A 15715-nucleotide genomic window follows, 5' to 3' on the forward strand; every position below is an offset into this window, starting at 1 on the left:
TGCCCGCCAAACGCTCATCAATGCTTCGCCGTCTTTTACGGTGCGCGATTACCATTAAAGATAACTTTCGCTCCTCGAAAGACTTCATGCATTTATATGTCAAGCGCTTGCAATCAATCTAAAAACCAAGTTTTATCGTTTATTTGGCATGCTTCTACTAGATTTTAAGAAATCTATTTACTTGACTCTTTTAGTTTTATTAATGCTTCTTTAGCTGCCTGTTGCTCAGCTTCTTTTTTAGATCTTCCACTACCAATTCCTAATGTTTCTCCATTTAATAATACTTTAGAAACAAATTCGCGGTTATGAGCAGGTCCTTTTTCTTGTAGTATTTTATACTCGATTGAACCTGTAGAATCTCTTTGAACAAACTCTTGTAATTGACTTTTAAAATCCATCACATGCGAAAAAGCACCATCGTTTATTTTTGGGAATATATGAAGTGATAAGAAGTTAATAACTGTTTGTAGTCCTTGATCTAAATATAATGATCCAATGAATGCTTCAAAAACATCTGCTAGAAGTGCCGGACGTGTCCGACCACCTGTCATTTCTTCACCGCGACCAAGTAAAATAAATCGACCAAAATCTAATTCGTTCGCAAATTTTACTAACGATGGTTCACAAACGATTGCGGCGCGTAACTTTGTTAACTCGCCTTCACTCATTGTGTCATATTTTTGGAATAAATATTGTGAAACTGTAAGTTCTAAAACAGCATCCCCTAAATATTCTAATCTCTCATTATCTTCATATGGTTTTTTACGATGCTCATTCACATAGGATGAATGTGTAAACGCTTGAATAAGCAAGCCTTCATTATTAAACATAATGTTAATTTGCTTTTGGAATTTTACAAAATTCTCTTTTTCATGATCAGATAGTTTAAATTCTCTTACTCTTCTTGAATGCGGCATATTTACCTCCAACTAAAAAACAGTTTGATATGCTGCTAAACCTACTAGTTAAGAAAATGATGAGAAGTCCCGCATAAAATACGGGACTTTTCTCATTACATGTTGCTCTCTATGTAGTTCACAACATCACCAACTGTGACGATTTTTTCAGCATCTTCGTCTGAAATTTCTAATTCAAACTCATCTTCTAATTGCATTACTAATTCAACAACATCTAATGAGTCTGCGTCTAAGTCTTCTTTGAAACGACTTGTAATTTGGATCTCAGATTCTTCTACACCTAAACGGTCAACAATAATCTTTGATACACGCTCTAATACGTCTTGCATTATTATTCACCTCCCCCCAAAGATTGTCTACTTAAGCATTATACATAAAATTTAGGCAAACGCCAAACTAAATCATTACAAGTCCGCCATCAACATTAATTGTTTGTCCTGTAATGTATCTACTAGCATCCATTGCTAAGAATACTACTGCATGTGCGATATCTTCTGGTTGTCCAAATGATTGCAATGGAATATTAGATAACATTTGTGTTCTAACTTGCTCATTTAATTCATTTGTCATATCAGTTTCAATAAAACCAGGTGCGATTGCATTAACTGTAATATTTCTTGAAGCTAATTCTTTTGCAGCCGTTTTTGTTAAGCCTAATACACCAGCTTTAGCTGCTACATAGTTCATTTGTCCAGGATTACCAATTTGGCCTACAACTGAACTAATATTAATGATACGGCCATTACGTTGACGAGTCATAAACTTCGCTGCTGCTTTAATACAGTTGAATACACCTTTTAGGTTCGTGTCAATTACATCGTCCCAATCAGCATCTTTCATACGTAATAAAAGACCGTCTCTAGTAATACCTGCATTGTTTACTAGTATATCAATACTTCCGAATTCATCAACAGTATTTTTTACTAATGCTGCAACTTCTTCACTATTTGATACATTTGCTTTATATGCAATCGCTTTTACTCCAAGAGCTGTAATTTCCTCTACAACTTTAAGAGCAGCAGCCTCATTACCAGAATAGTTAACAACTACATTTGCACCATTTTTTGCTAAAGATAAGGCGATTGCTCGTCCAATACCTCTAGATCCACCAGTTACTAAAGCAACTTTACCATTTAGCATGATTTTATTTCCTCCCACTCATTTAAAAACTGGTTTAATGTTTCAACATCATAAACATTTACTAATTTAGATGATGGAGAGATTGCTTTTACTAATCCAGTTAAAACCTTACCAGGACCAATCTCAACAAATGTATCAACACCTTGGTTAACTAATTCTTGAATTGATTGATTCCATTTAACTGGTGAGTATAATTGATTAACTAATAATTCTTTAATTTCATTTGCATCTGTCACAACGTTCGCAGTAACATTTGAAATTAATGGAGTTACACAGTCATTAACATTTATTTTACCAAGTTCATTTTGGAAATCTTCACTTGCAGGTTTCATTAATGATGAATGGAAAGGTCCACTTACCTTTAATGGTAGTACACGTTTTGCTCCAGCTTCTTTAAGTAAGCCAGAAGCGATTTGAACGCCTTCTGCATCTCCAGTAATAACAACTTGTGTTGGAGAGTTATAATTCGCAATTCCTACAGAGTGACCATTTTTATTTACTTCAGAAACAACTTCTTCAATCTTTTCTGGAGCTAAAAATAATACCGCTGCCATAGCACCTTGACCTACTGGTACAGCTTTCTCCATTAATTGACCACGCTTATGAACTAATTTAACACCATCTTCAAAAGAGATCGCGTCTGCCGCTACAAGTGCAGTAAATTCACCTAAACTATGTCCAGCAACGAAGTCTGGTTTAATGCCAGCTTCTTTTATTTTCTCAAGCATTGCAATTGAAGTAGTTAAAATTGCAGGTTGTGCATGATATGTAGCAGTTAACTCTTCATCTGTCCCATTGAAAATAATATTAGAAAGGCTGAACCCTAATTGTTCATTAGCAGATTCAAATATTGCCCCACACTCATTATAGCTTTCAGCTAGATCTTTACCCATTCCTACTTTTTGTGATCCTTGTCCAGGAAAAATAAACGCCACTTTACCCAATGGAGTGACCCCCTTATGCTTTTGATTCGATTTTCTCCATGTGATCACTTACTTGTTTTATCACATCATGTTCAACCATCGTTTTAGTTTGCTTAATTGCACTAAAAATACCTAAAGCATCAGAACTACCATGCGCTTTAATAACAGGTGATTTTAAGCCAAATAATGCTGCTCCACCATATTCAGCGTAATCCATTTTCTTTTTTACGCCTTTTAAGTTTGGTTTTAATATAGCTGCTGCAAGCTTTGATGTGAAGTTAGTAAGCATCGCATCTTTTATTAACGAAAACATTGCAAGCGCGGTACCTTCAATCGCTTTTAAGGCTACATTTCCAGTATATCCATCAGTAACAACAACATCTGCAACTGAGTTCATTAAGTCCCTTGCTTCAACATTTCCAATAAAATTCAGATTAGATTCTTTTAGTAACTGAAATGTTTGTTTAGTCAGTTCATTTCCTTTTTTATCTTCAGTACCGACATTTAATAAGCCAACAGTTGGATTATTAATCCCTCTTACTTTTTGGGCATAGATAGATCCCATTATCGCATATTGAAGTAAGTGATTTGCTTTTGCATCGACATTTGCTCCAACATCAAGGAAAACAAAGCCTTTGCCGTCTAAAGTAGGCATTGTAGGTGAAAGGGCAGGTCTTTCTACACCTTCCATTCGACCAACAACTAAAAGTCCTGCAGTCATTAAAGCTCCAGTATTTCCCGCGGAAATACATGCATCAGCATTGCTTTCTTTTACTTGATTTGCCATTAAAACCATTGAAGCATTTTTCTTTCTTCTAACTGCTCTAACTGGCTCCTCAGTACCTTCAATCACTTCATCTGTATGGATAATTGTTATATTTTTATTATTGGTTAAGAATGGTTTTATTTTTGATTCATCACCAATCAAAGTTATATGTATATCATTTAATTTTTCAACTGCAAGCATCGCACCTTCAACGATTGCTTTTGGGGCATGATCGCCACCCATTGCATCGATTGCTAACTTCATCTTCATTCACTTCCTATTCTTCAATACTTCGGTGATACATTTCAAATAAGCCTTGGAATACATGCTCTTTTTCAACGTAGCCATTGATATCAACTGTTGTACGCCTCGGATCTCCTGTTTGCGGTAAAACCTTCGCCTTAGCAATTACTCGATCATTTGTCTTTACTGGTTTAATAAAAACAAAATTTGACTTAGCAGTTAGTGCTAAATCATCATGAATAACTGCAACAGCTAAAGAATTAGCTTGTGCAAATAGGTGATGACCACGTGCAATACCATTCCTACTAAAAGTATGCTCTTCCTTCACATCAAATATCGAAATCGCACTTTCGTTTAAATGGATATCAATCACTTCACCGATTATTTCATCTACAGGTAGTGATTTTACATCTTCCAATTGCTGAGTGGCAACATTTTTGATACGTTCTCTTAGCTCAGGAATCGATAATTCAAGACGATCAAGACGAATAGTTTGTATGCTCACAGATAATTGACTAGCTAAATCTTCATCTGTAATAAACGGATTTTCTTTTATAATTTTTTTTAACAATTCATGACGATCTTTTTTATTTCTTCTCATATTACATACCTCTACTACTAATTTGTGACCAGGTATTAAATACATTTTATATTAAAAATCCATGTATTACAATAGTTTTTTGACAAACTTTTAATACCTAGTACTAATCTAATTTTTCTGAATCAAATATTCCCGTTCGTTCTAAGTACGTTCTTAACGCTTGATATTTATTAGCTTCCCAAAAAACATCTGAATTAACTAATAATGTAGCATCATTTCTTGCAACCTCTAGAGCACGATAATCATGTACCATATCAGCCATTTTAAATTCAGGTACTCCACTTTGTTGTTTTCCAAAGAAATCTCCTGGTCCTCTAAGCTCTAAATCCTTTTCGCTTAGCTCAAACCCATCATTTGTTTCCGTCATGATTGTTAGTCTTTCTTTCCCTACTTCACTTTTTGGATCTCCCACTAAAACACAATACGACTGCTCAGAACCACGTCCAACTCGCCCTCTTAACTGATGTAATTGTGAAAGTCCAAATCGATCAGCATCATAAATAACCATTACAGTTGCATTAGGAACATTTACCCCTACTTCTACAACCGTAGTTGATACTAAAATTTGAACTTCATTTGCTGCAAAATCCTTCATTACTTCATCTTTTTCAGAAGAGGAGAGCTTCCCATGCATTAATCCTACCTTTGCCATATTTTTATAATGGAATGATAGTACACTATGCAAATCTAATGCATTTTGAAGATCTAGTTTTTCAGATTCTTCAATAAGTGGACAAATCAAGTATGCTTGTCTCCCGTTTTTGATCTCTTTGCCTATAAAATCTAAAACACGATCAAACATTTCCTGTTTAACCCAATACGTTTCTATTTTCTTACGTCCAGCCGGATATTCGTCAATAATCGAAACATCCATTTCTCCAAAAGCAGTGATCGCTAAAGTTCTAGGGATCGGAGTCGCTGTCATAAATAAAACATCAGGGAAATAACCTTTTTCTCTTAACACTCTTCGTTGACCAACACCAAATCGATGTTGCTCATCTGTTATGACAATCCCTAATTTATTAAATTGAACTTCATCTTGAATTAAAGCATGCGTACCGACTAATATATGAACGTCTCCGTTTTTTAATCTTTCAAGAATCTCACGACGCTTTTTTCCTTTTACTGAACTAGTAAGAAGTTCAACTTTCATATCTGTATGCTGTAGCATTTTTGATAACGATTCAAAATGTTGTTCAGCTAAAATTTCTGTAGGTACCATTAATGCCCCTTGATAGCCATCAAGTGTACATGCATATAAAGCAATGGTAGCGACAACAGTTTTTCCGGAACCAACATCACCTTGTAATAAGCGATTCATGCGATACGGACTTTCTAAATCGTTGAATATTTCTTGTACAACTCTATTTTGAGCTGATGTCAGAGGAAATGGTAGGGATTGGATTAGTTGTTGAATTTTGTCATTTTTTAATACTTTTGGAATGCCTTTAGACTGATTGCGCTGAATTTTTCGAAGGGCTTGCATTTTCAACTGAAATAGAAAAAACTCTTCATAAACAAAACTTCTTCTAGCTTGTTTTAAACTATTTGCATCGATCGGATGGTGAAGCAATCTCATCGTTTCTGAACGATTCAATAGTTTATAATTATGAATTAATTCCGTTGGTATTAAATCATTTATTAAATGTCCAAACTTTTTAAATGACTGGTCAACAAATTTCCTCATTGTTTTGACAGACATTTTCCCTTTAATTGAATAGACAGGTTCAATTTCATGGCTATTCGTACGAGCACCAAAAACAAGCTCAGATAAAGTAATAGATTGTTTATGTTGATCCCATTTACCAGTAATCGTTACATGTTCATTTAAATTTAATTTCGTTTTAAAATAAGGTCGATTAAAACAAATAACAGTAATTAAGTAACGATCTACTAAAACTCGAAATGTTAAACGTGATTTGTTCTTACCAAAATATTGAAGAAGAGGAGCGCTATGAACAATCCCTTCAACTGTCACGCGCTCTTCATGTTTTACTTCTGATAACTCTTTATTTCGATAATCCTCATATCGATATGGTAAATACTCGATTAAGTCATTTATTGTAAAAATACCCATATCGTTTAGCTGTATTTCCGTTTCCTCACCAACACCACTTAATATAGATACTTTTTGTTCTAATTCAATACTCACTATTTTTTTAGCGAAACACCAAATATCTTTGCTTCTAATTCTCGTCCTGTTGGCGTTGCCGCTAGTCCTCCTTCTGCAGTTTCTCTTAGAGCAGATGGCATTGTTTGTCCAATTCGATACATAGCATCAATTACTTCATCGCATGGAATACGACTTGTAATACCAGCTAAAGCCATATCTGCAGCTACCATTGCATTTGCAGCACCCATTGCATTTCGCTTAACGCAAGGAACCTCTACTAACCCTGCAACTGGGTCACAAACTAAACCAAGCATATTCTTTAATGTAATAGCAAATGCTTGAGCACTTTGACTTGGAGAGCCTCCAGCCATTTCTACAATCGCTGCTGCAGCCATACCACTAGCAGATCCTACTTCGGCTTGACAACCACCTGCAGCACCTGAAATAGACGCATTATTAGCTACAACAAAACCGAATGCTCCAGAGGCAAATAAGAATTCGATCATTTGCATTCGAGTAGGGTTTAATTTATTTTTTACTGCAAAAAGTGTACCTGGCACTACCCCAGCAGACCCTGCTGTAGGAGTCGCACAAATTGTACCCATTGCAGCATTTACTTCATTTGTCGCAACTGCTTTACTTACGGCATCTAAAAGTAGAGTACCCGAAAGGGAATTTCCTTTGGCAATATAATTTTGAAGTAATACAGCATCTCCACCAGTTAATCCTGTTGGCGAATGAACACCTGCTAACCCTCTTTCAACTGCCTTTTCCATAACTACAAGGTTTTGATCCATTTTCGCGATAATTTCTTCACGACTTCTCCCAGTAAAAAGCATCTCTTGTTGGATCATTATTTCTGAAACTTTTACATTTTTTGATTCAGCTAATTCTACTAATTCTGCAACATTTTTAAACATTATTATCCCCCTCTCCTTAATCAACCATTTTCGTAACGCGAATGATATGTGGTAAAGATTCTATTTCTTGAATTACTTTTTCATCTAAGTCTTGGTCAACTTCGATTGCCATTAATGCTATTTGTCCTACTTCTTTACGTGAAACTTCCATATGCCCAATATTCACAGAATACTTCATCAGTACATTTGTTACACCTGCAATTGAACCGAAGCGATCATTATGAACAACAAGTATGGCAGGGTAATTCCCCGAAAGCTTAAGTTCAAATCCATTCAACTCAATAATTTCAATTTTTCCACCACCAATTGAAATTCCTACTAATTCAAATGGTTGTTCGTCATCTAGTATTGTAATTTTTACTGTATTTGGATGTTCAGTAACTGCATCTTCCTCAACGAAATCCACAGACATTCCATTTCCATTAGCAATTTTTAATGACTCTGGAATACGCTCATCAAATGTATCAAAGTCTAATAATCCACCGACTAGTGCAACATCTGTCCCATGTCCTCGATAAGTTTTAGCAAAAGAACCATATAATGAAATTAAAACCTTCTTTGGTTCTTTTCCGTAAAGATTTCTCGCTACACGACCAATTTTAGCCGCTCCAGCTGTATGTGAACTTGATGGACCAATCATAATTGGACCAATAATGTCAAAAACACTTTTATATTTCATCACGTTTCCCCCATTACGTTAATTAAAAGCGTGTTTAATTTAGTTTTTCTTACGTATTAACAATTCATTTATATAAAAAATTGGTATTAAAGACAAAACAATGTCCACCTTATAGTGTAATACGAATTTCTACAGAGTTCTACGTTATTTTACATTAGTCGTTAAATAATGTGCAAAAAAAAAGAAGTGTCTCTTCATTTCTTCCTTGGGTTATTATATAATTTGCCATTTTATACTTCACTTACAAAAAAAGTGTAGAGAAATTTCACAGATTTCTCTACCCTTTTTTTAATTTATTTTATTCGATTGAAAAAATATATGAATACAATGGTTGATTTCCATTATGAACTTCGATTTCTAAATGATCAAAGCTTTCTTCAGCAAATTCAACTAATTTTGAAATTTCTTCTTCAGAAACATCTTGACCGTATAAAATCGTTAATATTTCAGACTCTTCATCAATCATATCTTGCAATAATTTCTTTGCAGCCTCAAATTGATTCGCGTCAGTTGTTACAATCTTACTTTCAAGAATCCCCATGAAATGATCCTTCGTTATTTCCACACCATCAATTTCAGTATCTCTAACAGCATATGTTATTTGACCTGTTTTAACTGTTTTTAATGCTTCTTGCATCCCAACTTTATTTTCATCTAATGATGCTGTTGGATTAAATGATAATAACGCAGTCATTCCTTGAGGCACTGATTTACTCGTCACAACAGCTACATTACATTCTGCGACTGACGCAGCTTGTTCAGCAGCCATCACTATATTCCCGTTATTAGGAAGGACAATGACGTTTTTGGCATTACACTGTTCGATCGCTTTTACAATATCTTCTGTACTTGGGTTCATTGTTTGACCGCCCTCGATCACAACAGTTGCTCCAATGCTTTCAAATAATGCTTTAATGCCTGAACCCATTGCTACAGTTACAACCCCAAATTCTTGTTGCTCAGTAGTTTGGATAGACTCATTTTTAGAAGGAGACTCATTTGAAACCTCTTCATGTAGTAAGCTAGTATGTTGTTCGCGCATATTCTCTGCTTTTAATTTCAAAAAGCTTCCAAATCGTTGACCTAAATTAAAAACTTCACCAGGGTATTCAGCGTGAATATGAACTTTTACAATTTCATCATCCGCAACTACTAATAGCGAATCCCCCCATGCACTTAACTCTTTACGGAAAGTATCAATGTCAAACGGTTGTTTTTTTAATTTATCTTTTTCAAAACGCACCATAAATTCAGTACAGTAGCCATAGACAATGTCCTCAGTATTTAACATACTTTGTACATTACGATGTTCTGCTTCCACAAGTTCCTCTAGTGAAAGTGTCGCTTCAGCACCTTCTAAAGAAATTTCTTCACCTTTTAAAGATGCTAAGAATCCTTCATATACAAGGACTAAACCTTGACCACCACTATCAACTACACCAACTTGTTTTAATACAGGTAATAAATCTGGAGTACGATTTAATGATGCTTTTGCTTCAACAATTGTTTCCTCAAGAAATGGAATAAACTCTTCATGTGTTTTAGCAATTACAACCGCTTTTTTAGCCGTTTCTCTTGCAACTGTTAAGATTGTACCTTCAATAGGCTTCATAACAGCCTTATAAGCAGTCTCTACACCCGCTTCTAAAGCTTGCGCAAAATCAGCTGTTGAAATTGTATCCTTAGCTTCGATTGATTTAGAAAAACCTCTAAATAATTGAGACAGGATAACACCAGAATTTCCACGCGCTCCCATTAGTAAGCCTTTTGCAAAGCTTTGTCCAACTTTTCCTACATGATGATTCGGTTTTTCTTTTACTTCTTTTGAACCAGAAGTAATCGAAAGATTCATATTTGTTCCAGTGTCACCATCAGGTACAGGAAATACATTTAATGAATCTACAAATTTTACATTTTTCGTTAAGTTATTTGCACCTTGAATAACCATATCTGCAAATAATTTACCGTCAATACGTTTTATCGACACAAATTCTCCTCCTTAATGCGTCTTACAGGTTTGCTACTTTCACACCTTGAACAAAAATATTGACTGAGTCAACAGACAAGCCTAATGTTTGATCAAGCGTATACTTCACTTTATTTTGTACGTTATTAGCAACTTCTGAAATCTTTGTACCATAGCTTACAATTATGTACATATCGATATTAACGTCTTCACCAATTTGGCGAACAATAACACCTTTTGTAAAGTTTTCTTTTTTTAGGATTTCAGTAAGACCATCCTTAATTTGTTTCTTAGAAGCCATTCCAACAATACCGTAACAATCAATGGCAGCTCCACCAGCAATTGTAGCGATTACATCTGTACCAATCTCGATTGTTCCATATTGCGTTTTCATTTCTAATGACATAATTTGGTCCCCCTCATTTGGATAATCCATGTATAGTTAGTTATACTACTTACTTATTATTGTATACCTTTTTCCAAAATAATTCTATTGACTCACTTTTATTATTAGCTTTTTAATAATATTCATGGTTAATTATAGAAAATACAATTTTTTATGAATTTCTTTTAAGGTCCCTCTTAATATTTAGTATACCATACAATTCAATGTCAAGGTTTTTTTCTTGAACAACTTACCAATAACTGTTGCATTAAGTAGAGCGGTGTGATAAATTATAGTAGTATTTCTTAATGAAAATAATCATTGAAATGTTATTCCGGTTTTTGTAAGGAGGGAAATAGATGGCTCGTGTTTGTGTAATCACAGGAAGAAAATCTCGTTCTGGTAACAGTCGCTCTCACGCTATGAATGCTTCAAAACGTACTTGGGGTGCTAACCTTCAAAAAGTTCGTATTTTAGTAAACGGTAAACCAAAGCGTGTTTACGTTTCAGCGAGAGCATTAAAATCAGGTAAAATTGAGCGCGTTTAATTTATTAACGTACTAAAAAGCATAGCGAACCGCTATGCTTTTTTACTTTTTTATGATTCCTATTGCAACTAACCAAAAACCCCTACTTCAACTATCCTTCTTTTTTAAATGTACTCAGCATGGCGCGAACAAGTCCGCCAAGAAATTTAGGTAATTTAATCGTATAAAATCTCATGCTTTCCCTCCTACAAGCTTTCTAGCATTTTTAAGGAAAAGATTAATCCTATTACATTCTACTTGCTATTAGCAAAAACTATGACATGAAAATTTTTAATCTTTGCTCCTCACTACTAAAGCTATGCCTTTTGTAAAGGAAATAGACCCTACACCCTCCACTAACTCATTGCTCACACATAACGATGAACCAATTTCCAATAAATGATTAGTAAGGGGGTATTTAAAGCCTTTTAGCGTTAAATTTTCTACTGAAGTACCTAATGAAAAAAATGATACATATTTAAACTGTTTCTGTTTATTAATTAGATGCGTTCCTTCATTTATCACATATATCTCGTTATATTCATCAACAATCATAATGGGAACCTCCGAATTCATAAACTTTATTAATAAAGTTATACTTCCAAATTCGTGATCTAAACGTTTACCGGTTACACAATGAATGATTATTTTTTCAGGATTTTGCTTAATTGCCCATTGAATGGCAAGTTCTAGATCTGTTTCATCTTTTTCAGGAGGGTAAATAAATACATTTGGTACAAGTCTTTTTATCTTTTCTAAATTTTCATCAATTAAAGAATCGAAATCACCAAATATTGCTTCTGGAATCAGCCCTTCTTCAATTATATAATGGGCTCCATTATCCACTCCAATTACCATTGAATTCTCGTCATTTTGCGGTAGATTTGTAATTGTATTCGTTTTTGGTCCTGCACCAACTATATGTATTATCAACTTAATTTCCACCTTTAAAAAAAATGCAATCGAATCGATTGCATTTTTTGTTTCATATTTAGATTATTTAATATTAACCTCTAATTTTTTCTATTGCTTCTTTTCTGTTTTCTTTATTATATACGGCTGAGCCAGCAACTAAAACTGTAGCACCTGCTTCTTTGCACAGAATAGCTGTATGCTCATCTACACCACCGTCTATTTCAATATCAACAGATAAATTACGCTCTTTAATCAAATTAGCAACTTGCTTGATTTTAGGAACAACTGAGTGAATAAATTTCTGTCCTCCAAAGCCAGGATTAACCGTCATTAAAAGGACCATATCGATATCATCAATAATATGTTCAATTGTTGAAACAGGCGTAGCTGGATTAAGAACAACTCCTGCTTTTATACCGAATGATTTAATATTTTGAATCGTACGGTGTAAATGAGTACATGCTTCAACGTGAACAGTAATAATATCCGCTCCTGCTTTTACAAATTGCTCTATGTATTGATCAGGTTTTTCGATCATTAAGTGTACATCAAGTGGAAGCTTCGTTATTGGTCTAATCGCTTCTACAATTAGTGGTCCAATCGTAATATTAGGTACAAAATGACCATCCATAACATCGACGTGAATTAAATCTGCTCCTCCACGTTCTACATCTAAGATTTCTTCTCCTAATTTAGCAAAATTTGCTGATAGAATTGACGGTGCAATTTTAACCATGACTAATACCTCGGCTTTCTGTCTCTTATTTCTTCCATGAACGACACGTAATGGTCATATCTCTTAGAAGAAATTTCCCCACTTTCAACTGCAGCTTTTACAGCACATTTAGGTTCTTTTAAGTGGGTACAACCTCTAAATTTACATTCTTGACTTTTTTCTCGCATTTCAACAAAGCAATAAGATAAATCTTCAGCTTCAATTCCCAGAAAATCTAATGAACTAAAACCAGGTGTATCGGCAACTAATCCTTCACCGATTTTAATTAATTCAACATGTCTAGTAGTATGTTTACCACGTCCTAAATGCGTCGAGATTATGCCTGTTTTTAGATCTAATTCTGGATTAATCGCATTTAGTAAAGTCGACTTACCAACGCCTGATTGACCTGCAAAGACCGAAATTTTATTTGACATATGAGGTAGTACTTTTTCTAAACCTTCCTCAGTTTTTGAAGAAGTTAAACATACTTCATAACCAATTTGGCGATAATAAGAAACATATTCATAGACTAATTTTAATTGTGTTTCTGAACATAAATCGATTTTCGTTATAACAATTAACGGTTTGATTTCATTAAATTCAATTAAAACGAGAAATCGATCTAATAATATTGGAGAAAAATCGGGCTCTACCGCTGAAAAGACTAAAATGGCTTGATCAACATTTGCAATCGGAGGTCGAACAAGTTCATTTTTTCTCTCTTTTATTTCTAATAGATAGCCTTCTCCACTCTTTTCTAAATGGTATTCTACTTCATCTCCAACTAATGGTGTGATTTTCTTATTGCGAAAATTACCTCTACCACGACATTGAATGATAGTATCATTTGTTTCGACATAATAGAACCCACTCAATGCTTTTACAATTTTGCCTTCTGGCATATACTCACTCCTACAGCTATTTAATTCGATGGATAAGATACATCTCTTTCTGCAATAACTTGACCATCTTTAACAATTTTATAGGAAGCTTTTTGTCCAGGATCAATTGTCACTTCTACAGGAATTGTAGTTGTTTCTGTGATCGATTTTGATATTGCAGGTTTATCACCATTATTATTTTTATCTGTAATAAATACCTCAATTAACTGAGGGGTACTAGGATTAGTCGGTGTATATGGTACTTGTACATTAATTGTTACTTTTTTCGTCTTTTCTTTAGGCTTCCCAGAAGAAATAACGACTCTAAGTTTTCCACCTTCCTTTAAAGCAGCTGTAGCAGCTGGGCTTTGGGAAATAACATGATCTTCAGCAATTGTTTCTGATTCTGCTTTCGTAACACTAAGAACTAAGTTATTGTCACCTGCATAGTCTTCAACATCATTTCTAGACCATCCAGTAAGGTCACGAATGATTACTGTAGCTGTACCTTTACTAATCCATACGTTTAAATCTGTTTCTGAAGGGACAACTTCTGCTCCCATATTTGGAGATTGATCAATTACTTCACCTTCAGTTTCATCACTTTCGATAAAATGTGTCGTAACCGAACGATAATCATCTTGTAATCGAGACTTTATTGTGCTGTATTGAAAACCTTTTAGATCTTCCATCTCACTACTTTTTTTTCCCTTAGATTTATAAATTGTAACTGATGAATTTTCTTTAACAGTTTCCCCAATATTAGGTGATGTTTGTACTACTTTTCCTTCATCAATTTCATTATCATAAATTTCTTTCGGATCGCTTATTTTCAATCCTTTTGAGGCAAGCAAAGTAACAGCACTTTCATATGTCATATTCTTTACATCGGGAATTTCTACATCTTCTGGTAAGAACAAAGCAGGTATTAACGTAATAGCTAATAAACCACTAATTAAAAGTGCTATGAAAGTCCCAATAATAAATTTTGCGAAGGAATTTTTCTTCTTTCGTTTTAAATTTTTATCTGGAGCTTTTTTTACATTGTCTTTCGGTTGATTTGATTGATTTGATTTGTTCTTTATTGGTACTACTACAGTATCATCATTTATCGATCCAGGAATATCTTTAAGGATTGGAATAATCTTCGTTTCGTCATCATTTGTAGGGATAACAAAAGGTTTTTCATTCAATCGATCGGTATCTAAAGCCGTTTGTAAATCGAGCTTCATTTCATCCGCTGAATCATATCGATAGAAAATATCTTTCGCAGTTGCTTTTAAAACTATATTTTCAACACTTTGCGGTATTTCTGGATTATATTTTGTCGGTGGTGGAACTTCACTTTGTAAATGTTTTAATGCAACCGCAACAGCACTTTCACCCGAAAATGGTAGTTTTCCAGTTAACAGTTCAAACATTACAATACCTAAAGAATAAATGTCTGACTTTTTATTAGCTACTCCACCTCTTGCTTGTTCAGGTGAAAGATAGTGAACAGACCCAAGAACTGAATTTGTTTGAGTAATTGTAGCAGCTGTCGAAGCTGTTGCAATTCCAAAATCAGTGACTTTTACGTTACCATCTTTATTTATTAAAATGTTTTGCGGTTTTACATCTCTATGAACAATTTGAAAATGATGAGCGTGTGCTAACGCTGAAGCTAATTGCTCCATAATTCGTAACACTTCTTTTGGTCTAATAGGAGTATGGTGCTGAATATACTCCTTTAAAGTCTCACCTTCGACATATTCCATGACGATATATTGTAAACCATCTTCTTCCCCAACGTCATACGAGCTTACGATATTAGGATGAGAAAGTGATGTTACAGAATATGCTTCACGTTGAAATCTTCTTAAGAATTCAGGATCGCTTGAAAAATCAGCTTTAAGCATTTTAACTGCTACATCGCGATCTAGTATCATATCACGGGCTAAATAAACGTTTGCCATACCGCCAGTACCAATTAATTTTAAAATTTTATATCGGTCGTTTAGGCGTCTACCAATCATCACGTT

The 15715-nt window shown here is 34.4% G+C and carries 17 protein-coding genes; 1 reads left to right on the forward strand and 16 read right to left on the reverse strand.

Annotated features, from left to right (window positions below):
- Positions 1-173 precede the first annotated feature (173 nt).
- The 11 genes from rnc to ACFCYN_RS10405 all read right to left on the reverse strand — a co-directional run bounded on the left by rnc (position 174) and on the right by ACFCYN_RS10405 (position 10674).
- Positions 174-917 carry a ribonuclease III gene (gene rnc, locus ACFCYN_RS10355; protein WP_098171312.1) on the reverse strand — a complete coding sequence of 248 codons (744 nt, stop codon included), beginning with the start codon at positions 915-917 and terminating at the stop codon, positions 174-176.
- 95 nt (positions 918-1012) lie between these two features.
- On the reverse strand, positions 1013-1246 hold the full coding sequence (gene acpP / locus ACFCYN_RS10360) for an acyl carrier protein (protein WP_025568936.1): 234 nt from the start codon (positions 1244-1246) through the stop codon (positions 1013-1015).
- A gap of 67 nt (positions 1247-1313) precedes the next feature.
- Complete coding sequence (gene fabG, locus ACFCYN_RS10365; protein WP_098117506.1) at positions 1314-2057, reverse strand: 3-oxoacyl-[acyl-carrier-protein] reductase; 744 nt, start codon at positions 2055-2057, stop codon at positions 1314-1316.
- Positions 2051-3001, reverse strand: coding sequence for an ACP S-malonyltransferase (fabD, locus tag ACFCYN_RS10370; RefSeq protein ID WP_172445251.1), 951 nt, complete (start codon positions 2999-3001; stop codon positions 2051-2053). The genes fabG and fabD overlap by 7 nt, the downstream gene beginning before the upstream one ends.
- A gap of 13 nt (positions 3002-3014) precedes the next feature.
- Positions 3015-4010 (reverse strand): phosphate acyltransferase PlsX, encoded by a 996-nt coding sequence (gene plsX, locus ACFCYN_RS10375; RefSeq protein WP_375949152.1) that lies wholly within the window; start codon positions 4008-4010, stop codon positions 3015-3017.
- Positions 4011-4023: 13 nt separating this feature from the next.
- Positions 4024-4590, reverse strand: a complete 567-nt coding sequence (gene fapR, locus ACFCYN_RS10380) for a transcription factor FapR (protein ID WP_172445253.1) — start codon at positions 4588-4590, stop codon at positions 4024-4026.
- 103 nt (positions 4591-4693) lie between these two features.
- Positions 4694-6742 carry an ATP-dependent DNA helicase RecG gene (gene recG / locus ACFCYN_RS10385; RefSeq protein WP_172445254.1) on the reverse strand — a complete coding sequence of 683 codons (2049 nt, stop codon included), beginning with the start codon at positions 6740-6742 and terminating at the stop codon, positions 4694-4696.
- Positions 6742-7623: an L-serine ammonia-lyase, iron-sulfur-dependent, subunit alpha gene (gene sdaAA, locus ACFCYN_RS10390; RefSeq protein WP_172445255.1), complete on the reverse strand. Its 882-nt coding sequence runs from the start codon at positions 7621-7623 to the stop codon at positions 6742-6744. The genes recG and sdaAA overlap by 1 nt, the downstream gene beginning before the upstream one ends.
- Before the next feature lie 16 nt (positions 7624-7639).
- Complete coding sequence (gene sdaAB, locus ACFCYN_RS10395; protein WP_375949155.1) at positions 7640-8302, reverse strand: L-serine ammonia-lyase, iron-sulfur-dependent subunit beta; 663 nt, start codon at positions 8300-8302, stop codon at positions 7640-7642.
- A gap of 298 nt (positions 8303-8600) precedes the next feature.
- Complete coding sequence (locus tag ACFCYN_RS10400) at positions 8601-10289, reverse strand: DAK2 domain-containing protein (RefSeq protein WP_375949157.1); 1689 nt, start codon at positions 10287-10289, stop codon at positions 8601-8603.
- 22 nt (positions 10290-10311) lie between these two features.
- A complete protein-coding gene (locus ACFCYN_RS10405) occupies positions 10312-10674 on the reverse strand; it encodes an Asp23/Gls24 family envelope stress response protein (RefSeq protein ID WP_088069388.1) in 363 nt (120 codons plus the stop codon).
- A 338-nt stretch (positions 10675-11012) separates the two neighbouring features.
- On the opposite strand from ACFCYN_RS10405, the gene rpmB reads away from it, so the two are divergent.
- A complete protein-coding gene (gene rpmB, locus ACFCYN_RS10410; RefSeq protein ID WP_025568947.1) occupies positions 11013-11201 on the forward strand; it encodes a 50S ribosomal protein L28 in 189 nt (62 codons plus the stop codon).
- A 91-nt stretch (positions 11202-11292) separates the two neighbouring features.
- On the opposite strand, the gene spoVM is transcribed toward rpmB, so the two are convergent.
- From spoVM to pknB, 5 genes are all read right to left on the reverse strand, one after another.
- A complete protein-coding gene (gene spoVM, locus ACFCYN_RS10415) occupies positions 11293-11376 on the reverse strand; it encodes a stage V sporulation protein SpoVM (protein ID WP_098117521.1) in 84 nt (27 codons plus the stop codon).
- A 95-nt stretch (positions 11377-11471) separates the two neighbouring features.
- Positions 11472-12113 carry a thiamine diphosphokinase gene (locus tag ACFCYN_RS10420; RefSeq protein WP_375949160.1) on the reverse strand — a complete coding sequence of 214 codons (642 nt, stop codon included), beginning with the start codon at positions 12111-12113 and terminating at the stop codon, positions 11472-11474.
- A gap of 73 nt (positions 12114-12186) precedes the next feature.
- Positions 12187-12831, reverse strand: coding sequence for a ribulose-phosphate 3-epimerase (gene rpe / locus ACFCYN_RS10425; protein ID WP_375949162.1), 645 nt, complete (start codon positions 12829-12831; stop codon positions 12187-12189).
- Positions 12832-12833: 2 nt separating this feature from the next.
- Positions 12834-13715: a ribosome small subunit-dependent GTPase A gene (rsgA, locus tag ACFCYN_RS10430; protein WP_172445260.1), complete on the reverse strand. Its 882-nt coding sequence runs from the start codon at positions 13713-13715 to the stop codon at positions 12834-12836.
- Positions 13716-13735: 20 nt separating this feature from the next.
- Positions 13736-15712 carry a Stk1 family PASTA domain-containing Ser/Thr kinase gene (pknB, locus tag ACFCYN_RS10435; protein WP_375949232.1) on the reverse strand — a complete coding sequence of 659 codons (1977 nt, stop codon included), beginning with the start codon at positions 15710-15712 and terminating at the stop codon, positions 13736-13738.
- Between the last annotated feature and the right edge of the window lie 3 nt (positions 15713-15715).

It is taken from the genome of Gottfriedia sp. NPDC056225 (assembly GCF_042267765.1).
Taxonomy (GTDB): domain Bacteria; phylum Bacillota; class Bacilli; order Bacillales; family Bacillaceae_G; genus Gottfriedia.

Coding starts and splice junctions, on each gene's coding strand:
- rnc (WP_098171312.1), bottom strand. CDS start 917: ATGCCGCATTCAAGAAGAGTAAGAGAATTTAAACTATCTGATCATGAA.
- acpP (WP_025568936.1), bottom strand. CDS start 1,246: ATGCAAGACGTATTAGAGCGTGTATCAAAGATTATTGTTGACCGTTTA.
- fabG (WP_098117506.1), bottom strand. CDS start 2,057: ATGCTAAATGGTAAAGTTGCTTTAGTAACTGGTGGATCTAGAGGTATT.
- plsX (WP_375949152.1), bottom strand. CDS start 4,010: ATGAAGTTAGCAATCGATGCAATGGGTGGCGATCATGCCCCAAAAGCA.
- fapR (WP_172445253.1), bottom strand. CDS start 4,590: ATGAGAAGAAATAAAAAAGATCGTCATGAATTGTTAAAAAAAATTATA.
- sdaAA (WP_172445255.1), bottom strand. CDS start 7,623: ATGTTTAAAAATGTTGCAGAATTAGTAGAATTAGCTGAATCAAAAAAT.
- sdaAB (WP_375949155.1), bottom strand. CDS start 8,302: ATGAAATATAAAAGTGTTTTTGACATTATTGGTCCAATTATGATTGGT.
- ACFCYN_RS10405 (WP_088069388.1), bottom strand. CDS start 10,674: ATGTCATTAGAAATGAAAACGCAATATGGAACAATCGAGATTGGTACA.
- rpmB (WP_025568947.1), top strand. CDS start 11,013: ATGGCTCGTGTTTGTGTAATCACAGGAAGAAAATCTCGTTCTGGTAAC.
- spoVM (WP_098117521.1), bottom strand. CDS start 11,376: ATGAGATTTTATACGATTAAATTACCTAAATTTCTTGGCGGACTTGTT.
- rpe (WP_375949162.1), bottom strand. CDS start 12,831: ATGGTTAAAATTGCACCGTCAATTCTATCAGCAAATTTTGCTAAATTA.
- rsgA (WP_172445260.1), bottom strand. CDS start 13,715: ATGCCAGAAGGCAAAATTGTAAAAGCATTGAGTGGGTTCTATTATGTC.